We start from the raw sequence: 25,251 nt of genomic DNA, 5'->3' as shown, positions 1-25,251 counted from the left end.
ATGAAACTTCAGATTGCTTTGGATCTTCTGCGCACGCGAGATGCTCTCCTTCTGCTGGGAAAGGTTGCGCCATATGTTGATATTATCGAAATTGGTACACCGCTCGTCAAAGCAGAGGGTTTAGCGGTTCTCAGGGCTATCAAGACTGCTTATCCAGAGAAAGAACTCTTCGCAGATTATAAAACAATGGATGCCGGGGAGCTTGAAGCCACCATGGCGTTTGAAGCGGGGGCTGACTCCGTTGGCGTGCTGGCCCTTGCGAACGATGCTACGATCGCAGGTGCCGTTAAAGCCGGACATACGTATCAAAAACGGGTCGTTGCTGATTTGATTGGTGTGCCTCCACAGAACCGTCTCTCCCGGATTTCCGAACTAAAAGATCTGGGGGTTTCTCACGTCGAACTCCATGCGGGATTGGATGAGCAATCTTTACCTGGGTACAGCATTGTTGATCTGCTCAAGACAATTTCCGGAAGCGTGCTTCCATTCGCCGTAGCGGGTGGGATCAATGCTTCTACAATCGTGACAGTTCGGGATGCAGGTGCCGAAGTTGCTATCGTGGGAGGGGGAATCTATGGCGCGGAGGATCCTCAGGACGCAGCCCGAAGACTGCGCAGTGCCATCAAATGAAGCAATAAAATAATTAAGGAGCTGAACATGAAGTCACGGGCTGCTGTTGCTTTTGAAGCAGGGAAACCGCTTGAAATTGTCGAAATTGATGTTGCGCCTCCCCGTAAAGGAGAGGTGCTCATTCGGATAACGAATACTGGCGTCTGTCATACAGATGCGTTCACCCTGTCAGGCAATGATCCGGAGGGGCTTTTCCCAGTTGTGCTGGGGCACGAGGGCGCTGGCATTGTCGTCGAGGTTGGCGAAGGTGTCACAAGTGTTGCCCCAGGAGATCATGTGATCCCGCTTTACACGGCGGAGTGTGGGAAATGCGAGTTTTGTCTGTCTGGGAAAACCAATCTTTGCATTGCTGTTCGTGCCACTCAGGGCAAAGGTGTGATGCCTGACGGAACAACGCGTTTTTCGTATAATGGTCAGCCTCTGTATCATTATATGGGCTGCTCGACGTTTAGCGAATATACGGTTGTTGCAGAAGTTTCGTTGGCTAAGATCAATCCTGAGGCCAATCCCGAACACGTCTGCCTTTTAGGGTGCGGTGTCACGACGGGTATTGGCGCAGTGCATAATACAGCCAATGTTCAGCCGGGGGATTCCGTTGCGATCTTCGGCCTGGGCGGTATTGGTCTTGCTGCGGTTCAAGGGGCACGGCAGGCGAAAGCAGGGCGCATTATTGCCATTGACACCAATCCGGAAAAATTTGCGTTAGCACGCCAGTTTGGTGCTACAGACTGCTTGAACCCCAAAGATTTTGATCGGCCAATTCATGAGGTGCTGATCGAGATGAGTGGCTGGGGCATCGATCACACATTCGAGTGTATTGGCAATGTCCATGTCATGCGCTCAGCCTTGGAGGCCGCGCATCGTGGATGGGGACAGTCTATTATTATTGGTGTCGCCGGAGCGGGGCAGGAAATCTCGACACGTCCGTTTCAACTGGTTACAGGACGTGTCTGGAAAGGCTCTGCTTTCGGCGGTGTCAAGGGACGTTCCCAGCTTCCGACTATGGTCGAAGACGCTATGAAGGGGGATATTGAACTTGCGCCCTTCGTCACGCACACGATGCATCTGGATCAGATTAACAAGGCTTTTGATCTCATGCATGAAGGAAAATCTATTCGGTCAGTTATTCACTTCCATTGAGGGAATAGGTGGACCCGTCTGTCCGGACAATTTCGGGCTTGAATAAGCTAGAGGGTTCGAAAATCCCTCTGGTTTTGAGTTTATCTGTGTGATTCCATTTCTCCTGAATTGATTGAGGGCGTGGATGATGAAGCAGTCTGGTTTGTTTGATGTTGAAGAGCGGCTTGCCCGGTTGAGCGGGCTTGGTGATCAGCTCGAAGCCTTTTCCCAGATTGTGGATTTTGCAGTGTTCCGTCCTGATCTGGAGGAGGCTCTGGCCTATTCCGATGGAAGCACGGGCGGACGATAGCCTGTCGTCCATGCGCTTCCTTGGGCTGGGGCTTTCAGATCGTGTTCTTGATGCCAAAACGGTCTGGCTGTTCCGTGAGTGCCTGACGCAGATGGGAGCGATCGAGGGTCTGTTCAATCGCTTTGATACAACCCTGCGGAACGCAGGCTCTCTGCCGATGTCAGGCCAGATCCTGGATGCAGCATTGATAGCCGCTCCAAAGCAGCGCAATACGAACACTGAGAACGCCGACCTCCGGGCAGGACGTATCCTCGATGACTGGCAGGACAAGCCGGCAAAGCTGTCGCACAAGGATCGTCATGCGCGCTGGACACTGAAGTTCATGAAGGCGAAGCGGCAGGATGACGGGACGATCCCCACAACGGATCTGGCCACTCCATATCCAGCGGTCCAATGCAGGAAAGTCCGTGATCCGATCCCGCGTCGAGCACGTCTTTGCCGATCAGAAATCACAGACAGGGCTGTTCGTCCGAACTTTCGATATTACCCGGGCCACCATGAGGATCGGGCTCGCCAATATCGTCTACAACATGCGCCGCTTCCTCTTCCTGGAGCCGATCAACGCGAGCGCGTAGTCATCCAGCGGGTAACAGCCCCCAATCTGCTCAAAATGCAGACCGGATGCCATCGCAGAATCAGAACCAAGGCACATCAACAAACGGTTCTTCGATCCCTCCATATGGACAACAGCCCAAAGTATTTCGCGAAAGCCAGATCCGCGAGCTTGAACAACGGATTGAAATCGTTATCGCAGAGGCAGAAGAACTCTCCGCCAAAGCACAGCTTCTCCGTTCCATTCCTGGTATCGGCCCGGTATCAGTCGTCATGCTTCTCGCAGAAATGCCAGAGCTCGGCCGCATGACAGCGACAGAAGCCGCTGCCATGACCGGACTTGCGCCAATGGCTCACGATAGTGGTGCAATGTGCGGAAAACGTGTCATTTCAGGGGAAGGAAGATCTCTCCACCACGTGCTGTTCCAGGCAGGATTAACAGCTGCCTGCCATAATCCTGTTCTGAAAGCTGCCGCCGAACGCATGAAACAGCGGGGTAAACCACATAAACTGATGATCGTCGCTATCGCACGGCGTCTCGTCACAATCGCTATCCTCAAAACCGGAGTGCCATAGCGCATTAGCTCCGCCGCTTAGACACAGTTGCGGGTTTATTTATATCCTTGAAATAATTTCGACAAAATTACACGGTTTGTGATTGCTATCTAGCTGATATTTTAAAATATCATCCCACCCATCTTTGACTGCGCCTGGTGATCCGGGAAGCGCAAATAGTAATTTCCCACGGGACACTCCCGCCATGGATCTAGATTGTATTGTAGAGGTCCCTATCTTTTTATAAGACAACATTCGAAACAGCTCTCCAAAACCGGGAATGTATTTATCTAAAACCAGATCGAATGCTTCCGGAGTGACATCTCGTTTGGTTAATCCAGTTCCTCCTGTGGTAATTATAACATCAACATCCTTATTATCGATCATGATATTGAGCGCGTCAGTAATTCGATTGATATCATCTATTTCAATCGACCTAGCCGCAAGAACGTGCCCTGCCTCCATGACTCTGTCGGCCAAGATCTTACCAGAAATGTCGGTTTCTAAATTCCGGCTATCTGAAATAGTCAGAATGGCAATCCGAACGGGTATAGAGTTGTTCAAGTTATTATCTTTCCACTTTTATTCCGGACGCGACTTTAGCTTCCCCGTCTCAAGTTCATCAGCAAGAGCATCAGCGTGATACACCGTCCTCAATGCAGCCATGATGGCACTTGTATCCGTGGAAACAGCACGATTGCGCTCGATGTCGTAATAAAGATCGCCCGCCAGGCTATCGAGGTTACCGTCAAAAATCAGGCCAACGACATCGCCTTGACGGTTAATAACAGGGGAGCCTGAATTGCCGCCGACAATGTCATTGGTCGACACATAATCAAGCTTCGTAGAGAGGTTTAGATGTGGCTTCGCATCCAACCAGACTTGCGGCAGACGGAACGGATCACTGCCCGTTGCATGTTTGTACATCCCTGCAAAATCCGTGAAGGGTGCAATGACCTTTGCGCCATCCTGGAAGCCTTTAACTGTGCCGTAAGATAGTCGCGGCGAGAACGTGGCATCCGGATAAAGTGTATCTGCCTTTCCTTCTGCCTGAGCACGCGCGAACTGGGCCCGTGCAATCGTACCCTGGGCTTCGTGCATCGGTGCTTCAATCTGGTCACGGCTGCGATTGCGGATCGTGTCCAGAACCGGCTCTAAGTGACGTGCCAGAACGATCATTGGATCTTTGGATGATTCAATGGCCTTGACGCCACCTTTGTAAAGCGCGAGACGCTCTGCGGGATCCGCCAGTTTCGTGCCCTGTATCAGTTCTACGGCGCGCTCATCCGGGCTTTTTTTTCCCAGAATCAGATGGACCGCTGCATCATCCTCACCGAGTATCTGGCGCATGGTCGTCATACCTAACGCCAAAGTCGTAGTTTCCAATTCAGTATGCACCGGCACTTTCGCAGCGATCTCGGTTTCAAGTGCGGCTAATTCCGCATCATGGTAACCGGACCGACGCTCTGTATCTGGCTTCTTTCGTTCATGCGCCGCTGACACCAGCATAACAGCGTCCCCCAGCAGACCATGAACTGTGCGTGTTATGGCAAAATCATGCACATAATACTGACGCTGCACAGCAAGAGCGGCTTCCACTTTTTTGTACGGATCACCATAAGTCTTGCGACGTTCTGCATCTGCGTCAATCCACGCCTGAAGGGCTTGATCTTCCGCCTCGCGCTTTTCTATCACTTCAGGTTCACGCAAAGCCTTTGCTGTACCAGACAGAGATTTCAGTGCGTTCTGAACACCGAAAAGCGTATTTTGTGCGTCAATTAGGTGGGTCTTGCTTTCTCTGGAATACTGCCACAGCGCTCCTTCAAGGGTCGAATAAGCAGCAATAATGGTTGGCAGACTGACATCTCGTTGAAATGCCAATGCGCTGGCCGGAAGGGACCGTTGTGTGCGTCCTGGGTTTCCGGATGTGAAAACCAGATCACCAGCCTTGGGGCCCTTTGGATCGAATTTAAAAAACGGCGTATGAACCGGCTTGCCGTCTTCAAACACCCGCAGCATCGATAGATCAATATCATAACGCGGGAATGTAAAGTTATCGGGATCACCACCAAAGAATGCTATATCCTGATCGGGCGCCATCACGAGACGGATATCCTGATAACGGCGGTAACGATAAAGCGCCGTCTGTCCACCATGATAGAGTGTCACGACATCGCAACGCCAGTGTGAGGCATCACCCAGCGCGCATTCCTTGGTCAGGACACTATTGGCAACCTGCAAAGCTTTGCCATATTCCGCACCATGTTTTCCTGCGGTCATTTCTGCGACACGACCCGTTACATCTTTCACCTGATCCAGACGATCCAGTTCCATCCCCGGACACTGAGGCTCTTTTGAGACCTCTCGAGCCGAGAAACCATCATGGAAATAATCGTGATTTTTGTCAGACAGATCCGTGAGACACGTATTGGCACAATGATGATTTGTCATCACCAAACCATCACCTGATACGAACGAGGCAGAGCAGCCTTCCGCCAAGCGTGCCGAAGACTGAATGACATGGTTAATCCATTCGACAGAGGGTTCAAACCCATATTGCTGCTTCATCTGCCGAATAGGCAAATGATCAAACGTCCACATGCCTTCTTCAGCCTGAGCAGATCCAATAAACGCAGGAATAATTGCAAACAAAATTGATTTTTTTCTCATAAATAAACCCGAATTAAGAACCTTAAAGATACGGAAACATAACTTTACTTGACGTTTTACATTGTAATAATTCCCGTTCCTTGTTTAACGAATTTTAGTATGTTAACTCGCGTCGAAACACTTTATTTTCGGTGGCTATCATTACGTTATAACATCACAAATAACCCGACATCGCAATATTCGTCAAGCATAAGACTAACGTATTCGATCCCGGACTTAAGTTGCGTAGAAATAATCAATAGCCTCTTTGTATATATTGGGATTTCGAAATCGATACCGGGAATCAGTTAGAAATTAAGGAATTATTGTAAATATTGTTCGTATAACCATTTATCCCGATGATGTCTCACAACCAAAGAAATCGTATCTACAAGCTAAAATACTTGTGCCAAACGAGACTCCGATGCTTTGGCAATTAAATTGATAGCGGAGTCCATGTCCAACATTGGTGTTTCTGATCTTCCATATTCCCGGATAGACACGGTGCGTTGCTGTGCTTCCTTCTTCCCAATGATCAGCAATATGGGTACTTTCGCGAGGCTGTGTTCGCGGATTTTGTAAGCAATTTTTTCATTGCGCAAATCGGGATATGCTCGGACTCCACGTTGGCGGAGAGCTTTAATCAGATCGGCTGCGTAATCGTCTGCAGCGCCGGTGATTGTTGCCACCACGATCTGAATGGGTGCAAGCCAGAAAGGCAGGTGGCCGGCATGGTGTTCAAGGAGAATGCCGATGAAGCGTTCCAGCGAACCGAACAGCGCGCGGTGCAGCATGACGGGCGGATGTTTTTCTCCATCCGCGCCAATATAATGCGCGTCCAGACGCTGAGGCAGATTGAGATCGACCTGAACGGTACCGCACTGCCAGTCCCGGCCGATTGCATCACGTAGTACGAACTCCAGCTTGGGACCGTAAAAGGCGCCTTCTCCTCGATTGCGTGTATAGGAGAGACCTGAAGCTTCGACCCCGCGCTGTAACGCTTCTTCCGAGCGATCCCAGATCTCGTCCGATCCAATACGTTTTTCAGGCCGGTCGGAGAATTTGATACGGACGTCATTGAAACCAAAAGTCTTATAGATCGAAAGCACGAGATGACAGATGCGCTGCGTCTCGGCCTCCATCTGTTCCGGTGTACAGAAAATATGTGCGTCATCCTGCGTGAATGCACGTACGCGCATCAGGCCATGCAGCGCTCCTGACGGTTCAAAGCGATGGACTTTGCCGAATTCAGCCATCCGCAAGGGCAGGTCGCGATAGCTCTTCAGGCCTTGGCGGAAAACCTGCACACCACCGGGGCAATTCATAGGCTTGAGGGCGTAGGTACGGCCTTCGGTTTCGGTGGTGAACATGTTCTCCCCGAATTTTTCCCAATGGCCAGAGGCCTGCCAGAGCGACAGATCCATGATGTCGGGCGTATTGATCTCCACATAGTTCTCGGCCTTCTGACGTTCGCGCAGATAAGCGAGCAGGGTCTGGAACAGTGTCCAGCCGTTCGGATGCCAGAACACCGCGCCTGGAGCTTCGGCCTGGAAATGGAACAGATCCATCTCGCGGCCGAGACGACGATGATCACGCCGTGCTGCTGCTTCCTGACGCTGCTCCCACGCGGCGAGTTCGTCGGCATCACGACAGGCCGTTCCGTGAATCCTCTGCAGCATTGGATTGCTTCGATCACCTTTCCAATAGGCACCAGCCGTACCGAGAAGTCGAAAGGCGTGTCCGATCTGTCCTGTGCTGACGAGATGTGGCCCTCGGCAGAGATCGACGAAGTCGCCTTGTCGATAAAAGCTCAGGGTGGCATCAGCAGGCAGGGACATGATGATCTCGGCCTTGTAGGGCTGTCCATTCTCCCGGCACCAGGCAAGTGCTCTCTCGCGATCCCACTCCTCCCGGATGATCGGCTCGTCCCGGTCGACGATCTCGTGCATCCGTGCGTCGATCCGAGCGATGTCATCATCGGTGAAAGCGTGCTCAGCGGCGAAATCGTAGAAAAATCCCTGTTCCGTGGCGGGCCCTGTCGCAAGCGCGGTGCCGGGATACAACTCACTGACGGCTTGTGCCAGAACATGGGCCGTGTCGTGACGGATCAGGGAAAGCGCATCGGCGTCCGACCGGAAGACAGGGTCAGCCCGTTGGTCACCAGTTGTGGAGGAAAGATCGCTGATAATGCCGTTCACACGGCAGGCGAGCATATCCTTTGGTGGGTGGGATGAAGGACGGGAAGAGATGGTGGTCGGTAACATGAGAGAGCCTTAACGGAGAAGAGCGGCGAGGGGGCGCGGTTCATTTGGGCGCGCGTGTCGGAAGCTTGTGCTTTTGTTGTGTCGGCAAGAAAGACGGGCAGACGCTGCATCGTGCGCAGACGCCCTGAACTTCGATGACCCGATGCCGGACCTGAAATCCAAGGGTCTCGGCCGCAGCGTCGATCAATTGACAGGATAGCGTATTTTCCACCGCTTGCGCGGCACCACATCGATCGCAGATACAGTAGACGAGGTGAGAGGGATCGTTTGCCCAGATCCGCACGAAGGCATTTCGACTTTCGAGCCGTCCCACTAACCCGCTGGCAATCAGCTTTCCGAGAGCCCGGTAAATTGTAGTCGGAGCAATCCGCGGGCAATTCGAATGACTGACACACCGTAGGATGTCGTAAGCCGAAAGTGGGACGTTTGCCTTCGTCAGCACGTCGAGTACATCATTCCGTAAAGACGTGGTCCGCCTTTTGAAGGCATCGCAACCTTGACGTGCGTCGCGAGACGGCGGCATGACACGCTCTATCATCGGGAAATTGTATCCATCACGAGGACCGGCCCAGGCCTTGCACCGTTTGCGATATTTGCCGGGAGACGATGAAGGCATCCGAGTTTGCCTTCAGCCGCCCCTTTAATGAACGCTACTGCGAACGGTGTCAGGGTACTGACAATACCACTCTTTGGATTTTGGCTGCCGCACCACTCTGGTCCGGCGCTTCCATAGGCGCAGATCAGCCGAAGTGCATCGGGGGGCAACTCGAACGCAGTCTCCCCACGGGATGGCGTTATTAGCTGGATGTGCTGCCGGACGCCTCCTGTCAGCGCACCGAACAGTGCGGACAAGTCCCTGACATCAGTCAGGATGAGGGGAGACCAGTCCTGATGTAAAGCCGGGTTTGCAAGGGAATCTGCGATTTCCGAAGGTGTGCCGGCGAAAGTGAGAGCAGATGGGACTTGTGAGCAGTTTGTGAGAGTTCCTTCCCATGTTGCCGGAATCCGGCGCCCCCACACGACCATATCGACATCCGGTCGCTGCAGATCCATCACGACTGTCGCGTGGGCACAGGCGACCACATGCGGTGCAAGACGGCCCATCCTGCTGTTTTCCGCTGGGTCGATCGTTGGCGCGGGCCAGCTCTCCATGAACAGCACGGCGCCGAGGCTTTCTTGCGGTGCGGGTACGGTCATATCCGATGAGACGGCATGTTGCTGTGAGGGAGGCATGGTTCCCGAGCTTGACGATGAGTGGCGAAGGCTCTTATGGTTACGTTATAACATAACATAGTCAATAGCAGATAAACCTCAATGGACACACTGATGGACATTCCACAGCAAGTGAGAACCCGGCCGACCCGGGCTCAGGCGGAAGAGGCGGTGCGAACCCTGCTCGCCTGGACCGGTGATGATCCTGATCGCGAGGGGCTTGTCGGTACGCCTGACCGCGTGGTGCGGGCCTATGAGGAGTTTTTCGAGGGATATCATGACGACCCGGTCGCTCTTCTGGAGCGGACCTTCGAAGAGAGCGGTAACTACAACGAGATGGTGGTGCTACGCGATATCCGTCTGGAATCCCATTGCGAGCATCATATCATTCCGCTGATCGGTAAGGCGCATGTGGCGTATCTGCCCGACAAGCGAGTAGTTGGCATCAGCAAGCTGGCGCGTCTCGTGGACGTCTTCGCCCATCGTCTACAGATCCAGGAAAAACTGACGGCCCAGATCGCGGATACAATCCAGGGCGTGCTTCAACCGCGTGGCGTCGCGGTCGTGATCGACGCGGCTCACCAGTGCATGACCACACGCGGAGTACATAAGCCAGGCGTGAGTATGGTGACCAGCCGCCTGCTGGGCGAGTTCGAGACGTCGGAATCTCTGCGGCGCCAGTTCTTCACCATGGCGGGAATGGGTGGCGTGTGATGGGCACAACTGTATCTTCCGTGTCCACGGCATTTGGGTCGCGCGTCTCAATTGAGCAGGTCGAGGAGGGGAGCGATCTCGCCCCACGTTTCGACGCCAGCGGACTGCTGACCGTGGTCACAACGGACGCAGAAAGCGGTGATGTCATGATGGTTGGCGTCATGAACGCAGAGGCGCTCGCACGCACGATCGCAACCCGTGAGGCGCATTACTGGAGCCGGAGCCGTCAGTGTCTCTGGCGAAAGGGCGCCACGAGCGGGCTGGTCCAGCATGTCCTCGAAATGCGGATCGACGACGATCAGGACGCGATCTGGCTGCGCGTTCACACTGCGGGCACAGGAGCGAACTGCCATGTGGGTTATCGAAGCTGTTTTTATCGGCGTGTTGATCTCACTTCTGAGGAAGGCCTTCCGTCATCATCGGCAGCACTCCTCTTTTGCGAAACGCACAAAATATTCGATCCGCTCGCCGTCTATGGCGACGCCCCAAACCCGACAAAGCTTTAGAGGAAAAATCCCCATGGATGACCAACTTCCCGTTACCGTGCTGTCCGGCTTTCTTGGCGCGGGAAAGACGACCTTGCTCAATCACGTACTGAATAACCGCCAGGGCTATAAGGTCGCGGTCATCGTGAATGATATGAGCGAGGTCAACATTGACGCCGCTCTGGTGCGCGAGGGCGGCAGCAATCTGTCGCGTACCGATGAAAAGTTGGTTGAAATGACCAATGGCTGCATTTGCTGCACGCTCCGCGACGATTTGTTGCAGGAAGTACGGAGGCTCGCAGAGGAGCGGAAATTCGATTATCTGCTCATTGAATCTACAGGCATTGCGGAACCGCTGCCCGTAGCCGCAACGTTTGAGTTTCGTGACGAGAGTGGCGTCAGCCTGAGCGATATCGCACGGCTGGATACGATGGTGACGGTCGTTGATGCGGTCAATCTCCTGCGCGATTATTCTTCCAGCGATTTCCTGAAGGATCGGGGTGAAACGGCCGGGGAGGACGACGAGCGTGCCCTGGTCGATCTGCTCGTCCAGCAGATCGAGTTTGCGGATGTCGTGGTGATCAACAAAGTCTCCACCGCTACATCGGATCAGGTTGATGCGGCGAGGCAGATCATTCGTGCGTTGAATTCGGACGCTGATATCATCGAGACCGACATGGGGTCTGTTCCTGTTGAGCAGATCCTGAATACAGGCCGTTTCGATTACGACAAGGCACATCAGCATCCGTTGTGGTTCAAGGAACTTTACGGCTTTTCCAGCCATGTTCCTGAAACAGACGAATATGGCATCCGTAATTTTGTCTATCGTGCGCGCCGTCCGTTCGAACCAGCGAAATTCCAGGCCTTCCTTGATCGGAACTGGTCTGGCGTCGTACGCGCCAAGGGCCATTTCTGGTTAGCTACGCGCCCGGACTGGGTAGGTGAAATGAGTCAGGCTGGAGCCCTGGTGCGAAGCGAGGCGATGGGGCTGTGGTGGGCTGCGATTCCGAAAAATCAGTGGCCGGATACTGATCAGTGGCGCGACTTCGTATTGGGAAACTGGGATCCGGTCTTCGGCGACCGTCGTCAGGAAATCGTCTTTATCGGCAATGGAGATATGGATGAATCCGGTCTTCGGCAGGAACTTGATGCCTGTCTTGTTCCAGATCTCGGAGACACCGCTTTTGAGCCGTCACGCTATGCACGCCTCCCTGATCCCTTTCCGCTTTGGCGTCGCCAGTCGGAAAGTCTTGAGTCGGCCTGAACGAATTCCCACACGCTATTATTGAGGAATATTTTCATGAAAACCCGAGCTGCAATTGCGTGGGAACCTAACATGCCGCTTGAGATCGATCTGGTTGATCTCGAAGGCCCGAAAGACGGCGAGGTTCTGGTCCGTATCGTGACCACGAGCCTGTGTCATACGGATATGTTTACCCTGTCGGGGCATGATCCGGAAGGACGTTTTCCATGTATTCTCGGTCACGAGGGGGTCGGGATCGTCGAGGATGTGGGTAAAGGTGTTACCTCTGTTGCTCCGGGTGATCATGTCATTCCGCTCTATATTCCCGAAGACCCGAACTGCCCGATGATCCGTTCGGGCAAAACCAATCTCTGCTCGACTATCCGCGAGACACAGGCGCTCGGTCTGATGCCAGACGGCACCAGCCGTTTTTCATACAAGGGCCGCCAGATCTTTCATTACATGGGCACCAGCACGTTCAGCGAATATACCGTGCTGCCCGAAATTGCCGTGGCGAAGATCACCAAAGAGGCGCCGCTTGCGAAAGCCAGCGTCATGGGGTGCGCCGTCCCGACAGGTATGGGAGCCGTGCGGAACGCCGCGAAAGTGGAAGCGGGATCGACTGTGGCCGTCTTTGGTCTCGGTGCGATCGGCATGGCCGTCATTCAGGGGGCTGTCATGGCCGGTGCTGCAAGGATCATCGGCATCGACACCAATCCGGCGAAGTTCCTGCTGGCCCGAAATCTGGGGGCGACCGATCTCGTCAATCCGACCGATCATACCGATCCAATCCAGAAAGTTATCGTGGAGATGACGGGTGGCGGCGTGGATTATTCCTTTGAGGCGATCGGTCGGGTCGATGTCATGCGAGCGGCCCTTGAGTGTTGCCATAAAGGCTGGGGTGAATGCACAGTCATCGGTGTCGCTGGGGCTGGCGAGGAGATCTCGACGCGGCCTTTCCAGCTGATCACGGGACGGGTCTGGCGGGGCACGGCCTTTGGGGGTGTAAAAGGGCGTTCGCAGTTACCCGGTATGGTCGATGAATGGCTGGCGGGGAAGTTTAGCGTTGACCCTTACATCACCCACAACATGACTCATGACCGGATCAATACGGCATTTGATCTTCTGCATCGGGGAGAGGCCATTCGCTCTGTCATGCATTATCAGCCGGGCGAAACCATGTCGAATGACCTACCTGGCAAAATTCTGACCGATCTTTAAGGAGACGAAATGTGGCTATGCTGAGACCAAATCCACGTGGTGATTTCCCCGTAGTTTCTGAAAGCGCCTTTATCGACCCGACCGCGATCCTGTGCGGTCATGTGATTGTCGAGGACGATGTCTTCATCGGTCCCTATGCCGTTATTCGCGCCGATGAAGCCGATGAAGACGGCCATGTCGAGCCCATCCGGATCGGGAGTGGGTCGAACATTCAAGACGGTGTGGTCATCCACTCAAAAGATGGCGCGGCCGTGACGATCGGGTCGCGCACGTCCATTGCACATCGCTCGATCATTCACGGTCCCTGCGCTGTTGGAGACGAGGTATTCATAGGCTTCAATTCCGTGATCTTCAACTGCACGGTCGAACGGGGTTGCGTGGTAAGGCATAACTCCGTTGTCGAAGACTGCGTCTTGCCGGAGCAGTTTTATATTCCGTCCACGACAACAATTCATTCGAATACAGATCTATTGACGATTACGCAGGTCACTCAGGATGCGACGGCATTTTCTGAGAGCGTCGCGGAGATGAATGTTAGTCTGGCACACTCCTATCGACGTATAGCCAATCAACTTTAAAACTTCCGTCAAGGGACGCAATTAAAGAGGTACGAACCAATTTTGGCTGAATGGGGACCTTATTCTCCTGGAAAAACCGGAGGGTTTTTAGAGCCCTCCGGTTTGTCGGTTCGGTGAACACCACGGGCGCCAGGAAATCCAGTTGGAACCGCATATCTGGCGATCATCTGCTAAGTGGACACTATCGTACCATGAGCAGTGGCCCACGAGGTTTTGCCTGACACGCCAGGATGTAGCCCGCCTTCTTGTCTGCCGCCGATAGACCGACTTCGCAACCGGTTGTGATGGTGCCTTTTATGAGCTTGACTTTGCAGTGTAGGTTGTGCCCGATAGCGAGAAGCTGATCGGATATTCCTTGGTGTCCGGCAGGTTATCTCCGTGCGACAGAACGCCGCCGAACGATTCACAGGCGATCCGTTCAGGTGAAGTCCCGAGTTCATCACACAATACAAGCGCCGCGGCGACCATAGCAACTGGGCCGCAAATACGCATATGATGATCGGCTATAAAACGGAAGGGAAGCCGTTCACCTACCAGCGGGCGTCGTCTGAACGAACGGATATCTGGCGTTTCGGCTCGCACGTGAATGATATACATGGTGCCCGCTCAGAATCCTGCGGGGCGTTTGTTTTCTTCCAACGCCGTGCATGCCGCTGCATTGTTATACGTTGTAACGATATCGTTCAGTGCGATCCTTGTGTTAACGCCGGTGCGTGCAGACCGAGTATTGATCGCTACACGAAAAAAATGATTAAAGCGCGCGGGATTAGACCATGCCGGCTGCGTCCGGCGCCTGTACTCTGCGAAGCGGCGGGCAAAAGCATTGTCTCTCTGACCAGTTAGCGGATCGCGAGACGGCACGACACAACGCTGACAGGGGTTTATTCCCAACCACTCTGTGCCACCAAGGTGAAACTCGACTTCGTCTCCAAGTCCTCCGAACAGTGCATCTTCCCAAAAAGCCGGGACGCCCCCGATCTCGATATTGGTCCGAAAGCGGGCCCGAACTTGCTCGACTGGCAACCCGAACCATATTCCAATCGTCTCTAGCGTCGCAACGCTGATGATAGTCGGACCAGGCGAATCCGTATCATCAGGATGTCCCGTAGTGGTATCCGCCCGAAGGTGGACTGGAAAACCGAAAAACCGACTTAGCCATGCCTCTATTGGTCTTGCAGTGCCATCAAGATTGAACAGAACAGTAGGCAGACCTCGACCAGAGTCATCTCGTAGGCTTACGGTCCGTTTATCAAGATCGAAACCAGCGCGGATGCGATGAATCTCTGCGTGGTTCTTGCCGTTAACCACACGCCCCTGTGCGTCAAATAGAGCCCAGCACCGGTCGTCTGCCAAGGCCCCGCTAGTAAGAACCCGCGCATTTGTGACTTCCACCGGATCCAATGATTTAATCGGAAAGATCAGAATGCGGGAGATAAACGGAACCGATCTGGTCATTTTTCATAATCTCGCGAGGAAATTTCAGATGTTAGAAACTATGTTGGAGCGGCGGATCTAATACGTCATGGCAGCCTTGTTTTGAGGACTGTATTGGTGATTGCAATGAGACGCCGTACGATAGCGACGATCACCAGTTTGTGTGGTTTACCCGATTGTTTCATGGGTTTGGAAACATCTTTCAGAAGGGTTTATGGCACGCAGTTGCCAATCCTGCCTGAAACAGGGGCTGACGGAGAAATCTTCCTCCCCTTGAAATGACACGTTTTCTATGCATCACGCCATTGTCATGAGCCATTGGTGCAAGTCCGGCCATGGCAGAGGCTTCTGTTGCCAGAATACGATCAAGTCCTGGCATTTCAAACGGATAGTGTTTCTTTTTCTAACTGATCCTGGCCACTCGGCCCCTCTGTTCTGACGTCGACATCCAAGGCTTGAATCACATCAGACCGATTTTCCAAACAGACTCTCAAGCCGTCGATGCCCGCCCGAGCCTGATCTTATACGGAAAAATGGAATAAGCGCTTGAATATAAGTGAACGTTCACTTACCTTACTTCCGTAAGGAGAACCCATGCCGACCTCACGCCGTTCCAGATTGTCCGCGACTGACCGCAAGCAGGCCATCCTGTCCGCTGCAGCTCCCATTTTCGCCCGGCTCGGTCGGGACGGTGCGACGACCAAGGAAATCGCCAGAGCCGCTGGTGTTTCCGAAGCTTTGCTTTATCGGCACTTTACCAGCAAGGACGTGCTTTATGCGGCGCTTGAAACTCACTGCGTTGAAGCGAATGCAGTTGGCAGCCGTATTCTCGCCGAGGTGACGCCTTCAACTGAAACACTGGTCATGGGTGTCGCCATACTCGTGCACGCAGTGTTTCCCGGTATTGGCGATGCGCAGTCTCACGAAGACACCAAACGCCTTGTGACGGCCAGCCTGCTTGGCGATGGCCAGTTCGCAAAGGCGTTCCTCGACCAGCATGTAAAGCCGTGGGTCAGCGTTTTTTCGCAATCATTCAGGGCGGCTCAAGACGCGGGAGACGTCGAATCTGGCATTCATATCGGTCATGCAGAGATATGGTTCGTCCATCATCTAGCGAATACTTTGCATCTCATCAGCCTGCCCGACATCACGGTCGTTGAATACGGCATCACACGAGACAAGCTGGTCGAGAACACTATCCGGTTTCTGTTGCGCGGGCTCGGCCTCCAGAACGCCGTCATAGACCGGCATTACGACCCGAAAAAACTCAAGATGATCATTATATCAATGGATCAGAAAATATGATGGAACCGATCAGGACTATAGGCGTCATCGGTGCAACGGGGCGGCTTGGCGCGCCAGTTGCAGCGGAACTGGCAAAACATTTTCAGGTGAGGGCAATCGTTCGTTCGCCAGACAAAGCTCGGAGGATACTGCCGCCTAATGTCGAAATCGCCGAGGCAGATCTGCGGGACATTGCGGGGTTGCACAAGGCGCTCGACGGGGTGGATGCGCTCTATCTCAACCTTGCGACCGACACGGCGGATTTGACGCTTCCCTTCTACGAAGAGAGGGAGGGTGTGCGGAACTTGATGAGCGCCATCAAAGGGTTGAATATTAATTATATTGCTAAAATCGGTGCTCTGGGCGCCTATCCTCCCGCGCTCAACACTATCAGACATAACATCGTGCCCAATATTATTCGGATGGAAGGGCACAAAATCATCGCGGATTCCGGTATTCGTCATACGTTTTTCGCGCCGACCCATTTCATGGACCTGCTCCCAAATATGATCAGCGGTCGAGCGCTCCAGTGGATCGGGAATACACACATCAAAATCTGGTGGATCAGCTCCGCCGATTATGCGCGCTGGGTGATTGAGGCGTTTCAGAATCCTGAGGCAATGCCTGTACATTGCCCCGTACAGGGGCCGGAAGCGATCTCCGTCAGGCAGGCGCTGGAGCGGTTTGTCCGAAATTATGATCCGACACTTAAAATTCGCGTGGCTCCACTTTGGATCATGCGGATGATCGGTCTTTTTAATCCGAAAATGAAGTTCGTCGCGCATTTGTTTGCGTATTTCGGGGATCACGAAGATCCGTTCTATGCCGAAAAAATCTGGCAGGAACTGGGCAAGCCCACAACGACGCTCGAGATGTTCGCGCAGGAGCTGCGGCAAAGTCGGCATTTACAACAAGGCGCGAAATGAGCGGGTCAGGGAATAAAGCGATGATCACACCTAAATGTCTGAAAGACGGCCAAACAGGACGGGTCATGCCGGTCGTAGACTTTAATCGCTGTGAGGGAAAAGACGCCTGCGTCGCCGTATGTCCTTACGACGTGTTTGAAGTGCGCAAGATCGATCCGTCCGATTATCGCGATCTTTCATTTGTGGGCAAAATCAAGAGCTATGTCCACGGAGGGATGGTCGCCTATACCCCGCATGCTGATCAATGCCGTGCTTGTGGTTTGTGTGTGAAAGCATGTCCTGAGCGCGCAATCAAATTGGTAAAAATTTGACGTTCATACAAAGATGACTGCGCATTTTTTTCTATAATCAGAATTTCTGCTGATGTAAGTCGTCATGACTCCTCGTGCTTTGGGGAAGCTATGACAGCCTATCTCTTTCTGGAGAGATTTATCTGTCATAGCTATTTTGAGCGCCCATTAAAAATCTCACTTTACATGACTACCCAATACTGATGCGACAGCATCGCGCAGCCATACTGCGGCAGGATCACGATCACTCCGGGCTGACCAGATCATCGATACTGCCGGGATACGCAAGTTCAGTGGAACGGGACGGATCGTTAAACCGAAATGCGCGGCATGTTGCTGAGCGATCCGGCTGGGAAGCGTAGCCAGAACGGGGGCGGCTGCTGCGGCAGCAAGTGCCGTCAGAAAATCTGATGCAGCGAGGACCACGTTGAGTTCCTGACCAATCTGCATCAGTGCGTCTGACAGGCATCCCTGGATGTCATCTTTCAGCGTCATGAGAACATGGGGCAATGCAAGATAACGCTCAACCGTGATTGGAGCATCCGGATCGATCAGCTTCGGGTTGAAGCAGCAGACGAGAGACTGCTCATACAACGATACCCCACAATGGCGTTCCAAACCGAAATCAAAACACCCAACTGCGATATCCAGCGCCCCCGTATCCAGTAATGTATAGACCTCACTCCGAGGAGATCCACGTGACAGCAGTCGTATTCCAGGTGCATGCCGTTGCAAATAGGCCGTCAGTTTAGGCATCAGAAAGACTTCAAGTTCGGACGAAAAGCCGAAACGAAAGATGCGCTGTTCCGTCGCAGGATCAAATTGTTCCTCAGACATCAGGATGTGCTGAGCCTGCCTTAACAACTCCGCAACATGTGACGCCATGGTTGACGCTTTGGCGGTCGGTTGCATGACAGCACCGGTTCTGACGAGCACATCATCGTCCAGTAACATTCGGAGGGTGGCGAGTGCATGGCTCATTGCGGGTTGTTGAATGCGAAGGCGTCGTGCCGCCTTTGTGACGCTGCGTTCTGAAACGAGGGCGTCGAAAGCAATCAGAAGATTGAGATCGAAGGAACGAAGATTGAAATGATCAATGGGTTTCATATTTCAAATCGATTTGTATGATGTTTGCGCGCACCCTAACGTCTGATGCGACGTAAAACAATCGTATTGAGTCAATCATGGCAGCAGCTTTTCAAGTGGGTGACGCCCGTGTCACGCGTATTCCCGAACTTCATTGGGATAACGCGCGCCCTCACAAACTGTATCCGGATATCGACGCTGAGGCACTTGCAATATTCGGTCCGTATTTGACGCCAGGATCATTTAACCCCGTGACCGGTGGGCTCGCGCAGGGAACTCATGCGTGGCTTGTTCAGGTTTCTGGTCTCAATATCCTGGTTGATACCGCCACAGGAAACGACAAGCCGTTACCTGCCGCACCGGCACTGGATCATCTGCATACGTCGTTTCTCGAACATCTTGCAGCCGCAGGCGTACAACCGGAGCAGGTTGATACCGTTCTGCATACGCATATTCATGCCGATCATGTTGGATGGAATACGCGTTTGCACAACGGAAAATGGGTGCCGACCTTTCCGAAAGCCCGTCATGTTTTCTCAGTGATTGAGGCCCGATACGGCGCCAGCAATGACGGTATTGACCCTGCTCCAGACCTACCTCCAGAGATCTTAGGGCGCCCGGACCATCGCCCACTCCCACGTGTCTATACAGACAGCATGCTCCCCGTTATCGAAGCCGGGCTGGGAGAGGCGATTATCATCGACGGTCAAGATCTTCTTGCAGGTTTCTCTTTTCATCCGACCCCTGGGCACAGCATCGATCATGCCTCGATCCGGCTGCGGTCGGATGGTGAAGACGCGTGGTTTACAGGAGATGTCATGCACCATCCTCTGCAGGTTTATCGTCCGGATCTGCGGTCCGTTTACTGCGAATTCGTTCAGCCTGCCGAGCGCTCGCGGCAGTGGTTTCTTGGAGAAGCGGCGGAAAGCGGGAGTCTCTGCTTTACCAGTCATTTCGTGGAAACGGGTGCCGGATATGTCAGGCGTCGTCCAGAAGGTTTTGCATGGGAATTTGCGCAACCAAATGTAGGAGACGCCAGATGACAAATCTGCTTATGGAAAACCTGTTCATCCCGAGTGATACGGCCGATATCACGCTTCATCTGCGCCATAAACGACGTGCAGACATCCAGATATTTGGTTCACAGCGCACTATCTTGCTGATGCATGGCGCGACGTTGCCGGCAGAAAGTCTTTTCGACGTGCCTGTCGGGGAGGGGGCATTCATGGACCTCCTCGCTCAGGAAGGGTTCGATGTTTATGCGCTTAACGTAAGGGGTTTCGGAGGATCAACGCGTCCTGATGGAATGGGAGGTGCACCTGAAGCTGCGCTGCCTCAGGTCAGGACCGAAACAGCAGTACGCGATCTGAGTACTGCTGTTGACTATCTTCTCGTAACGCTTGCCATCCCACGTCTTTGCCTGATCGGAATGTCCTGGGGTGGCACGGTTACCGGCGCATATACGGCTGCTCACAATGACAAGGTGGAGAAATTAACGCTGATTGCACCGCAATGGATCAATGACGGGGTTTCTCGTCTGGATCCGGGTGGTCCCGTGCCTGCTTATCGCCGCTTTAATGTTCAGGCATTTCGCCAGCGCTGGCTTGAAGGCGCGCCTGAGCAGAAACGCGAAGAGATTCTGCCAGCAGGGTGGTTTGAACAGTGGGCCGCAGTTATTCTTGCGAGCGATCCCGCAGAGCAGGGTGGAGTGATCCGGGCGCCTGCGGGTGTCATTCAGGATGTGCGTGACTACTGGTCCGCAGGGAAGGCGTTTTACAGTCCCGAAAAGATCACGGTCCCGGTTCTTCTGCTTCATGCAGAGTGGGATTTAGACGTAACTACTCAGCAGATGAGGAATCTGTTTTCACGTTTTCTCAACGCATCGTACCGTCGCTGGATAGAGATTGGGGAAGGAACGCATATGGTGGTTATGGAAAGGAACCGATGGCAGGTTCTTGAAGAAATTCTGCTCTTCCTGCGGACTGCCCCTCATTCAAATGGTTAAATTCCAGGAAGTGTCCTGATCTGCCGCGTGTTTGACCTGTTTGATCGGGATAGACTCGATCTATCATAGGAGTTGATCTTATCGGGTTTGCCTGCAAAACGAACAGCTTTCTCGTTCAGGAGAAAATTAGCACTCCAAGGTCGCCTCGGCCGCAGCATGTCGCCTGATAGCCTGAGGCGGCTGATGGAACTCACGTAAGAAGGCGCGTCGCATCCGTTCGGGATCATGAAAGCCCGTCATGACGGCGATGGCTTCAATGGGGAGGGTGGATCTTTCCACTCGTTCCCGCGCGGTTTCCAGACGCAGTTTCTCGACCGCTCTGGCGGGACTCATTCCCACCGCTGCCCGGAAACTGCGAGAAAAATTGCGGGGGCTCATGCCGGCCTGACTGGCCAGAATATCCACGGTCAGGCGCTGTTCCAGGTTGGACCGGATCCATCCCAACAGTTCGGCAAAGCGTACCTGAGGGCTCGTCATCTCGAGGAGTGCTGAGAACTGGGACTGTCCTCCGGGACGGTGATAGAATACCACCATTTGCTGCGCCGTACGACGGGCAATATCGGCCCCAAGATCTTCGGCAATCAACGCCAGCGCCATGTCGATGCCAGCGCTGATCCCCGCAGATGTCCAGATCAGGCCATCATGAATATGAATGGCATCTGCCGAAACCCGGATTTTAGGGAACTGTGCTGCCATGGCCGAGGCTTGTTGCCAGTGTGTCGTCACACGACGGCCATCAAGCATGCCAGCTTCTGCCAGTAGGAAAGCACCTGTACACACACTGCAGATACGTCGCACAGTTCTGGCCTGTTGCCTTATAAAGTCGAGTAGTTCCCGGCAACTCATAGCCTGCCTGTGGCCTTCGCCTCCGACAACGATAAGCGTATCAAACAGCCCCACCGCCGCGAGCGGAACCGTCTCGATCGCCATCCCGGAAGACGACCGGACCAGACCACCATGGCGGGATAGGGGCGTCATCTGATACGGAGCCTCCCCAAATCCTCCGGCAATCTCGAAGGCTGTCGTCACTCCGGCAGCGTCGAGCAACTGGAAGCCTGGATAGAGAAGAATACCGATCTGTCTGGTCATGGCCTGAAATGAGGGATCATAGTCCTTTCGTCAAATGCTCTTTTGGAAAACACTGACAGGTCTCGGATCAACTCGTGATCCGTCTCTAAACCAGAGAGGAATTCCCAATGTCCCGCCCCCCATTGCCTCCCTTCAATGCTGAAGCCGCTGCTCAGAAAGTCCGCCTCGCGGAAGATGCCTGGAATGGCCAGGATCCTGAAACGGTGGCGCAGGCCTATACGTCCGATAGCCAGTGGCGCAATCGCCTGGAATTCATCCACGGACGCGAGGACATCGTGGCGTTTCTGACGCGCAAATGGGAGCGCGAGCATGAATACCGCCTCATCAAGGAACTCTGGGCTTTTCAGGATAACCGGATCGCGGTCCGCTTTGCTTATGAGTGGCAGGATCAGGCGGGACAGTGGTTCAGATCCCATGGGAATGAAAACTGGGAGTTCGATGAAAACGGGTTGATGCGTTACCGCGCAGCGTCAATCAACGACCAACCCATTTCAGCGACCGCCCGTCTGTTCCACTGGCCTGAAGGACGGCGTCCGGACAGTCATCCCGGTCTTTCGGCGCTGGGACTGTAACTGTCCGGACGTGCTATCTTACCGTGTGGACTGGAACGCTTTGTGGCCTTCAGCGTCCAGCGCCGCGAAGTCTTCCTCGGACAGGGTGATGTCGGCAGCCGCGACATTCTGTTCCAGATGCGCGACTTTGGAGGTGCCGGGGATCGGCAGCATTACCGGACTGCGCTTCAGGATCCAGGCCAGTGCGATCTGGCTTGAGTGTGCTTCATATTTTCGGGCCATGACATCCAGTATTGAGCCCGGCTTTGCGAGGTCGCCCGCAGCAAGGGGAAACCATGGGATAAACCCGATGTTCTGCTGCGTGCAGTAGTCGAGCACGTCCTCACTGGTGCGATCGACGAGATTGTAGCGGTTCTGGACAGTCGCGACGTCGAAGAATTTCGATGCTGCTTTGATGTTGTCGACGGAGACCTCGCTCAGTCCCGCATGACGGATCAGTTTCTGATCAATGAAGGAGCGGACCGCGTCGAACTGTTCGTCTGCCGGAACTCTGGGATCGATCCGGTGGAGTTGCCACAGATCGATCTGCTCGACGCCGAGGTTGCGCAGGCTTTTGTGCACCTGCTGCAATAGATATTCCGGCCGTCCGACCGGTTGCCAGATGTCGGGCCCCGAACGGGTGAGGCCGCCTTTTGTCGCGATGACAAGGCCTTTGGGATAGGGGTGCAGAGCGTCCCTGATCAGCCATTCGGAGACGTCCGGACCATAGGAGTCCGCCGTGTCGATGAAGTTGACGCCGAGTTCTGGGAGGCGCTTCAGTGTGCGGATGGCTTCGTCGTGATCGGCAGGCGGCCCCCATATACCCTGGCCAGTGACGCGCATCGCACCGAAACCAAGCCGGTTGATGCCGAGATCGCCGCCAAGCCTGAATGTGCCTGATCGCGAAGCGTTAGAGGGGGACTGGATCATGGGTTCAGGTTCCTTCATGACAATGTCGTCTCTGAGGCTAGTATCTCGGCCAGTCTGTCGAAAGCTGGCTGGTAGATCTGTGTCGGCATCCGGGCCTCCATACTGGCGGCATGTTCGACTGGGGCTTCGAACTGCCCCCGCCATTGGATGAACGTGTGGTCGTTTTTCGTTATAGGAAGAAGGCTGATGGTAGAGCGATAGTTCCTGACCGGCAGGGCAGATTCAACGATCGAGAACGTGACCGCGTGATCCACGTCGGAGAGTGCCAGAAGCTGTTCGCGGATGAGTCCGACATCGCCCATCTCAACCAGGCGAATTGCGCCGACGTGGTCACCGGACTCATTGCCTTCGATCACGCAGCTTCTGACGCCCGGCAACCAGCGTCCAAGAGCGTCGAAATTACGGACCAGCCGCCAGACAGAGGGAAGGGATGCAGGAATGACACTGCTGGCCATAACGTGGATCATGAGGCCCCTCCCGGTTGTGAATGTCTGAGTGTCATAGCGATTGGCCTCCCGTCACCTCAATGCGTTGGCCATTCATCCAGCGCAGGTCGTCAGACAGAAGGGCACGGATGGCGGCACCAATGTCATCGGGCTGTCCGACCCGCCCCAGAGGCGTGATCTCTGCAAGGCTTTTATTGATCGTGGCATCGTCACGGACTAGACCACCACCGAAATCCGAGGCGATCGCACCGGGGGCGATGGCGTTGACGGTAATGCCCCGCTCTCCCAGTTCTTTCGCCATGTAGAGTGAGATGACTTCGGTAGCGGCTTTCATGGCTGAATAAGGTCCATGATCCGTCAGGTAGAAACGGGTCGCGGCAGAGGTGATGTTGAGAATACGACCGCCGTCCCGGATCAGGGGCAGGAGGGCCACCGTCAGAAGATAGGGGCCTTTGAAATGGATGTTGTACTGGTTGTCGAGCTGTTCGGATGTCGCAGCATCGAAGCGGGTGTGAATGATATTGCCTGCGTTCTGAACGACATAACTCAGTGCATTGTGCTCGAACTCATGTGCGAGAAGTGCTCTGACCTGTTCGGAAAAATCCGCGAACGATTCATGGTCCACGATATCCAGCTTCAACATGCGCAGTTTTGCGTTTTCGCCGACAAGAGCTGCTTCGGCAGCTTTCGCCTCGTCTTCGTTGGAGTGATAGGTTCCGATCACGTTGATGCCGGAGGCAATCAGATGCTTCGCGATACTGTATCCGATGCCGCGATTGGCACCCGTGATGAATGCGATGTCCTGTCTGTTCATAACTGGATTCCTTGGCCGAGGCACGGCGATATGTTCCGGAATTTAATTCCGTACTGGATGGTCCATAATATGTGCGCAAAGTAGGATCAAGGAATTATGGATTGATTGATATAGAGATGGCGGTTTAGGGCTTGTCCTGTTGCAGGCTCATCAATGTCTGGCAGACTGTTTCACGGCGTGGTGAGCACCGCGTTGGCATCCCATAAGGTCAGAAGCGAAGTGATGGCGGCATCCAGATATGTTGACGTCATCCCGTCCCGCGCTTCGCATGTCATGCCATGGAAAAATGTCGCGAAAATATCGGGCAGGGCCGCTGTTATTGCACAATCGCGCAGTTCGCCGCGGGCAAGCGCGCGTTCCACGCAGACCCGGATCCCGGTCCGCGTTCGCTGGCGCTCTGCAGCGAGAAGGGCCTGAACGGCTTTATTTTCGGGCGAACAGTTACTGGCGCCCGATACGACCAGACAGCCACAGGGATGCGTCCGGGACGCCTGCATGCGCGCCGAACCGCGCAAAGCTCGTTCAATCGCATCTCGCGGTGTCAGGTTTTCGTCCCATAAGGGCGCCATCACCTGCCCATAGGTCGCCAGATAATGCTGCAGCACTTCGCGAAACAGAGCTTCTTTCGAGCCGAACGCGGCATAGAAACTTGCAGGCGAAATGTTGCCCATGCAAGATTTGAGCTGTGCCAGAGAGGTCGGTTCGTAGCCCTGCGCCCAGAAAAGCGTCATGGCGGCATCGAGTGCTTTGTTCCTGTCAAACTCCCGGGGACGCCCTGTTCGCGCCATGATACTTCTCCTTTTGAAAGACTTTCATATTAAGTGATCCAGAAATAATTGCCAAGAAGTTACACTCTTATATATA

General features: G+C 54.0%; 28 protein-coding genes and 1 pseudogene. 15 read left to right on the top strand and 14 right to left on the bottom strand.

Annotated features, from left to right (window positions below; genetic code table 11):
• The 4 genes and pseudogenes from hxlA to IGS75_RS14250 all read left to right on the top strand — a co-directional run bounded on the left by hxlA (window position 1) and on the right by IGS75_RS14250 (window position 3,187).
• Window positions 1-630: a 3-hexulose-6-phosphate synthase gene (hxlA, locus tag IGS75_RS14265; RefSeq protein ID WP_099287725.1), complete on the top strand. Its 630-nt coding sequence runs from the start codon at window positions 1-3 to the stop codon at window positions 628-630.
• A gap of 27 nt (window positions 631-657) precedes the next feature.
• Window positions 658-1,770: an S-(hydroxymethyl)glutathione dehydrogenase/class III alcohol dehydrogenase gene (locus IGS75_RS14260; protein ID WP_077804050.1), complete on the top strand. Its 1,113-nt coding sequence runs from the start codon at window positions 658-660 to the stop codon at window positions 1,768-1,770.
• Between the two features lie 124 nt (window positions 1,771-1,894).
• Window positions 1,895-2,634 (top strand): annotated as a pseudogene (locus IGS75_RS14255) (transposase).
• A gap of 46 nt (window positions 2,635-2,680) precedes the next feature.
• Window positions 2,681-3,187, top strand: a complete 507-nt coding sequence (locus IGS75_RS14250; RefSeq protein ID WP_235993402.1) for a transposase — start codon at window positions 2,681-2,683, stop codon at window positions 3,185-3,187.
• A gap of 39 nt (window positions 3,188-3,226) precedes the next feature.
• Here the strand turns inward: IGS75_RS14250 and moaB are convergent, their stop codons facing one another.
• The 5 genes from moaB to IGS75_RS14225 all read right to left on the bottom strand — a co-directional run bounded on the left by moaB (window position 3,227) and on the right by IGS75_RS14225 (window position 9,312).
• Window positions 3,227-3,730 (bottom strand): molybdenum cofactor biosynthesis protein B, encoded by a 504-nt coding sequence (gene moaB / locus IGS75_RS14245; RefSeq protein ID WP_077804051.1) that lies wholly within the window; start codon window positions 3,728-3,730, stop codon window positions 3,227-3,229.
• A gap of 18 nt (window positions 3,731-3,748) precedes the next feature.
• Window positions 3,749-5,836, bottom strand: a complete 2,088-nt coding sequence (locus IGS75_RS14240; RefSeq protein WP_077804052.1) for a S46 family peptidase — start codon at window positions 5,834-5,836, stop codon at window positions 3,749-3,751.
• Between the two features lie 374 nt (window positions 5,837-6,210).
• Window positions 6,211-8,013, bottom strand: coding sequence for a threonine--tRNA ligase (thrS, locus tag IGS75_RS14235; protein WP_408870540.1), 1,803 nt, complete (start codon window positions 8,011-8,013; stop codon window positions 6,211-6,213).
• Between the two features lie 106 nt (window positions 8,014-8,119).
• Window positions 8,120-8,602: a Fur family transcriptional regulator gene (locus tag IGS75_RS14230; protein WP_232309385.1), complete on the bottom strand. Its 483-nt coding sequence runs from the start codon at window positions 8,600-8,602 to the stop codon at window positions 8,120-8,122.
• Between the two features lie 11 nt (window positions 8,603-8,613).
• Window positions 8,614-9,312, bottom strand: a complete 699-nt coding sequence (locus tag IGS75_RS14225) for a DUF1826 domain-containing protein (RefSeq protein WP_082872685.1) — start codon at window positions 9,310-9,312, stop codon at window positions 8,614-8,616.
• A gap of 93 nt (window positions 9,313-9,405) precedes the next feature.
• On the opposite strand from IGS75_RS14225, the gene folE reads away from it, so the two are divergent.
• The 5 genes from folE to IGS75_RS14200 are packed head-to-tail and all read left to right on the top strand — an operon-like array spanning window position 9,406 to window position 13,532.
• Window positions 9,406-10,005 (top strand): GTP cyclohydrolase I FolE, encoded by a 600-nt coding sequence (gene folE / locus IGS75_RS14220; protein ID WP_237469123.1) that lies wholly within the window; start codon window positions 9,406-9,408, stop codon window positions 10,003-10,005.
• Window positions 10,005-10,511 carry a phosphoribosyl-AMP cyclohydrolase gene (gene hisI, locus IGS75_RS14215; protein WP_149026849.1) on the top strand — a complete coding sequence of 169 codons (507 nt, stop codon included), beginning with the start codon at window positions 10,005-10,007 and terminating at the stop codon, window positions 10,509-10,511. Before folE ends, hisI begins: the two co-directional genes overlap by 1 nt.
• Window positions 10,512-10,524: 13 nt before the next feature.
• Entirely contained in the window at window positions 10,525-11,754 is a 1,230-nt protein-coding gene (zigA, locus tag IGS75_RS14210; protein ID WP_077804058.1) for a zinc metallochaperone GTPase ZigA, read from the top strand.
• 36 nt (window positions 11,755-11,790) lie between these two features.
• Window positions 11,791-12,954 (top strand): S-(hydroxymethyl)glutathione dehydrogenase/class III alcohol dehydrogenase, encoded by a 1,164-nt coding sequence (locus tag IGS75_RS14205; protein ID WP_077804059.1) that lies wholly within the window; start codon window positions 11,791-11,793, stop codon window positions 12,952-12,954.
• A 17-nt stretch (window positions 12,955-12,971) separates the two neighbouring features.
• On the top strand, window positions 12,972-13,532 hold the full coding sequence (locus tag IGS75_RS14200) for an LbetaH domain-containing protein (RefSeq protein WP_077804060.1): 561 nt from the start codon (window positions 12,972-12,974) through the stop codon (window positions 13,530-13,532).
• Between the two features lie 294 nt (window positions 13,533-13,826).
• On the opposite strand, the gene IGS75_RS14195 is transcribed toward IGS75_RS14200, so the two are convergent.
• The 3 genes from IGS75_RS14195 to IGS75_RS14185 form a co-directional block, all read right to left on the bottom strand.
• A complete protein-coding gene (locus tag IGS75_RS14195) occupies window positions 13,827-14,129 on the bottom strand; it encodes a ferredoxin reductase domain-containing protein (RefSeq protein WP_063904072.1) in 303 nt (100 codons plus the stop codon).
• A 9-nt stretch (window positions 14,130-14,138) separates the two neighbouring features.
• The gene (locus tag IGS75_RS14190) at window positions 14,139-14,987 is read right to left on the bottom strand and encodes an MOSC domain-containing protein (RefSeq protein ID WP_063904071.1); all 849 of its coding nucleotides are present in this window, start codon (window positions 14,985-14,987) and stop codon (window positions 14,139-14,141) included.
• Between the two features lie 181 nt (window positions 14,988-15,168).
• Window positions 15,169-15,264, bottom strand: a complete 96-nt coding sequence (locus IGS75_RS14185; protein ID WP_232309402.1) for a hypothetical protein — start codon at window positions 15,262-15,264, stop codon at window positions 15,169-15,171.
• Between the two features lie 296 nt (window positions 15,265-15,560).
• Here IGS75_RS14185 and IGS75_RS14180 point away from each other — a divergent pair, with 296 nt between their 5' ends.
• From IGS75_RS14180 to IGS75_RS14170, 3 genes are read left to right on the top strand one after another with little or no spacing between them, the layout of a single operon-like run.
• Window positions 15,561-16,271, top strand: a complete 711-nt coding sequence (locus IGS75_RS14180) for a TetR/AcrR family transcriptional regulator (RefSeq protein ID WP_077804062.1) — start codon at window positions 15,561-15,563, stop codon at window positions 16,269-16,271.
• Window positions 16,268-17,176, top strand: coding sequence for an SDR family oxidoreductase (locus IGS75_RS14175; protein WP_202258674.1), 909 nt, complete (start codon window positions 16,268-16,270; stop codon window positions 17,174-17,176). The genes IGS75_RS14180 and IGS75_RS14175 overlap by 4 nt, the downstream gene beginning before the upstream one ends.
• 20 nt (window positions 17,177-17,196) lie before the next feature.
• Window positions 17,197-17,487, top strand: coding sequence for a 4Fe-4S dicluster domain-containing protein (locus IGS75_RS14170; protein WP_064275570.1), 291 nt, complete (start codon window positions 17,197-17,199; stop codon window positions 17,485-17,487).
• Between the two features lie 156 nt (window positions 17,488-17,643).
• On the opposite strand, the gene IGS75_RS14165 is transcribed toward IGS75_RS14170, so the two are convergent.
• The gene (locus IGS75_RS14165; protein ID WP_063904067.1) at window positions 17,644-18,573 is read right to left on the bottom strand and encodes a LysR family transcriptional regulator; all 930 of its coding nucleotides are present in this window, start codon (window positions 18,571-18,573) and stop codon (window positions 17,644-17,646) included.
• Between the two features lie 77 nt (window positions 18,574-18,650).
• Here IGS75_RS14165 and IGS75_RS14160 point away from each other — a divergent pair, with 77 nt between their 5' ends.
• The gene (locus tag IGS75_RS14160) at window positions 18,651-19,595 is read left to right on the top strand and encodes an MBL fold metallo-hydrolase (protein ID WP_202258672.1); all 945 of its coding nucleotides are present in this window, start codon (window positions 18,651-18,653) and stop codon (window positions 19,593-19,595) included.
• On the top strand, window positions 19,592-20,557 hold the full coding sequence (locus tag IGS75_RS14155) for an alpha/beta hydrolase (protein ID WP_202258669.1): 966 nt from the start codon (window positions 19,592-19,594) through the stop codon (window positions 20,555-20,557). The genes IGS75_RS14160 and IGS75_RS14155 overlap by 4 nt, the downstream gene beginning before the upstream one ends.
• Window positions 20,558-20,683: 126 nt before the next feature.
• Here the strand turns inward: IGS75_RS14155 and IGS75_RS14150 are convergent, their stop codons facing one another.
• A complete protein-coding gene (locus IGS75_RS14150) occupies window positions 20,684-21,646 on the bottom strand; it encodes a GlxA family transcriptional regulator (protein WP_202258667.1) in 963 nt (320 codons plus the stop codon).
• Between the two features lie 107 nt (window positions 21,647-21,753).
• Between IGS75_RS14150 and IGS75_RS14145 the strand changes: the two genes are divergently transcribed.
• Window positions 21,754-22,218 carry a nuclear transport factor 2 family protein gene (locus IGS75_RS14145; RefSeq protein ID WP_202258665.1) on the top strand — a complete coding sequence of 155 codons (465 nt, stop codon included), beginning with the start codon at window positions 21,754-21,756 and terminating at the stop codon, window positions 22,216-22,218.
• 18 nt (window positions 22,219-22,236) lie between these two features.
• Here IGS75_RS14145 and IGS75_RS14140 read toward each other — a convergent pair whose 3' ends face one another.
• The 4 genes from IGS75_RS14140 to IGS75_RS14125 form a co-directional block, all read right to left on the bottom strand.
• Window positions 22,237-23,127 (bottom strand): aldo/keto reductase, encoded by an 891-nt coding sequence (locus IGS75_RS14140; RefSeq protein WP_202258663.1) that lies wholly within the window; start codon window positions 23,125-23,127, stop codon window positions 22,237-22,239.
• Between the two features lie 14 nt (window positions 23,128-23,141).
• Window positions 23,142-23,594 (bottom strand): SRPBCC family protein, encoded by a 453-nt coding sequence (locus IGS75_RS14135; protein ID WP_202258661.1) that lies wholly within the window; start codon window positions 23,592-23,594, stop codon window positions 23,142-23,144.
• A 31-nt stretch (window positions 23,595-23,625) separates the two neighbouring features.
• On the bottom strand, window positions 23,626-24,387 hold the full coding sequence (locus tag IGS75_RS14130) for an SDR family NAD(P)-dependent oxidoreductase (RefSeq protein WP_202258659.1): 762 nt from the start codon (window positions 24,385-24,387) through the stop codon (window positions 23,626-23,628).
• 170 nt (window positions 24,388-24,557) lie between these two features.
• Window positions 24,558-25,175 (bottom strand): TetR/AcrR family transcriptional regulator, encoded by a 618-nt coding sequence (locus tag IGS75_RS14125; protein WP_202258657.1) that lies wholly within the window; start codon window positions 25,173-25,175, stop codon window positions 24,558-24,560.
• Between the last annotated feature and the right edge of the window lie 76 nt (window positions 25,176-25,251).

It is taken from the genome of Gluconobacter sphaericus (assembly GCF_016757795.1).
Classification (GTDB): Bacteria; Pseudomonadota; Alphaproteobacteria; order Acetobacterales; family Acetobacteraceae; genus Gluconobacter; species Gluconobacter sphaericus.
Note: the sequence above shows the minus strand (reverse complement) of the source record. Positions and strands in the feature narration are given on the sequence as shown.